Origin of the sequence: Mesorhizobium sp. M1428, from assembly GCF_040317515.1 — a bacterium.
Taxonomy (GTDB): domain Bacteria; phylum Pseudomonadota; class Alphaproteobacteria; order Rhizobiales; family Rhizobiaceae; genus Mesorhizobium.
This window is the reverse complement of the sequence record NZ_JAMYKT010000065.1, coordinates 1-1791: the sequence shown is the minus strand read 5'-3', so window position 1 is coordinate 1791 and position 1791 is coordinate 1. Positions and strand designations below refer to the sequence as shown.

The window sequence follows — 1791 nt, the reverse complement described above, 5'->3', positions numbered from 1 at the left end:
GCGCCGACTGCCGCACCCGCCCCGACATATCGGTGGCGGCCGAGCCGACCTGCCCGGCTGTGCTTCTCAATCTTTCTTTGGCGCCGCTCGCAAGATCTGCAACAGCTTCTGTCGCACCGCCTGCTACGGAAGCCACCGAACCAGCGGCATCTGAGAGCCTGGAGCCGCCTCCCGCAGCTTCGCTTTCGGCACCGGAGTACTCACTGCTCGACTCCTGCCAGCCCTCGCCCAAGCTCTGCCGGTCGGAGAAAGGCCTGCCGGTCCGATGCGCGCCTGGCGCTGAACCGTCTACCGCCGTACCCTTGCCAAGCATCAACCACGCCAGGCCCGCGCCGACCAATGTAAGCGGCAACGGATTGTCCCTGACCTGAGTCTTAAGATTGCTGAGCATGGCCGATCCCTCGTCGCTGAACATCCCGGTGAATTCGTCGATCAGCTGACCCGGTGTCATCTTGCTCCGGATCGAGTCTGCCGTGTCCGTTATCTTGGCACGGGCAATGTCGGCATCGCGTTCGAGTTCGGCTGCGGATTTGTCGATCATCTTATCTGGTCCTTGATCACGCGTGCGTCGCGTTTAAGTTGGTCTTGTGTCCGGTCGGGGGTCAACTCTGAGGGAGCCATGCTTGCCTTGCCGGAGCGTAAGAGTATGACGCCCAGTACTGCCACCACGACGCCGACGAGCAGCGAGGACCATCCGGCTCCCAGCCCGGCGCTCGCCAGGGCAATCACCAGCGCCTGCAAAAGCACCATCAGGGCGGCGAGCAGGCAAATGGCGCCTCCGATTACCTCCACGGCGCCGGCGCCGGCCTTGCTTACCTTTTCCGACATTTCAGCCCGCAACAGCCTGCTTTCGGTTTGAAGCAGTGTTGTGACCTGCTGTGCCAGATCGCTGACAAGGGTTGTCAGGCTGCGAGTGTCCTGGTTGTCAGTCATGGGTTTCGCTCCAGGCTTGCATTGGCCCAGTCATCGCCGGATTGATCGGATCTTAACGGGGCTGGCTCAACTGGCTCTGCCGATCGCCACCCCGACTCACTCGAACTAGGACCCGTCTCGGTCGCCCGGCCTGTTCCCGACTGGCCCGGTGCTCCGCTTTGGGCAGAGGGTGGCGAGCTCTTGATGAACCGTCCCAACGCCAGCCCTGCCAATACCGAACCGGCGATCAGAGCCCCCGAGTTTTCGCGGCCGAACGACTGGATTTCGCCAAGCACCTCGTGGAAAGGCTTGTCCTTCAGGGACGAGGAAAGCCGCTCGAGCCCGCCTGCGGCGTCAAGGGCGAATTTCGAAGCGGTCCGTTGATCATTGTTGGCAAGATGCTCGCTTGCCGCGCGCAATGCGCCGCTGAAGGCCTTGAGATTGGCGCTCACGTCGCGCTGCGTTCCCTCCGCCTTGTTGAACAATGCTTGCTTTGCTTCCGATGCGTAATCGCCGGCTTTCCTGGTGATCTCGTCACGCGCATCGTGGAGCGCTTCCGTCGCGGTCTGCTTTTCGCGTTGTAGTCTTTCCGAAAGCTCGCTTCTGGCTGTGTCGAAATCGGCCGTCTGACGGCCCTGATCGTCCTGGTCCTGCATGGTGTCTCCTAGTGGAATCCGAGGAAGGAGAGGATCGCAAGCACGACGACGACGAGGCCGATGAGATAAATGACATTGTTCATGGCGCAATCTCCTCCACTGCGCACCGAACTTGCCTGTGCTTCCCGTGTTCCCCGCAAGCGTCATCTTTTTTGGTAAGCGAAGCCTAACCAGCCTCAAGGCGGGATCTTGTCCTGTGCCGATGGCGGTGAGCGCGCGGTTG

Annotated in this window: 2 protein-coding genes and 1 pseudogene; all 3 read right to left on the bottom strand. The window is 61.5% G+C overall.

Annotation, left to right across the window (positions count from 1 at the left end; translation table 11 throughout):
* Nucleotides 1-541 (bottom strand): annotated as a pseudogene (locus NKG60_RS32125) (hypothetical protein); the annotation flags it as partial.
* Nucleotides 538-933, bottom strand: coding sequence for a phage holin family protein (locus NKG60_RS32120; protein ID WP_352976683.1), 396 nt, complete (start codon nt 931-933; stop codon nt 538-540). The pseudogene NKG60_RS32125 and the gene NKG60_RS32120, both read right to left, overlap by 4 nt.
* The coding region (locus NKG60_RS32115) for a hypothetical protein (RefSeq protein WP_352671832.1) at nt 930-1791 on the bottom strand (862 nt) is incomplete at its 5' end. The genes NKG60_RS32120 and NKG60_RS32115, both read right to left, overlap by 4 nt.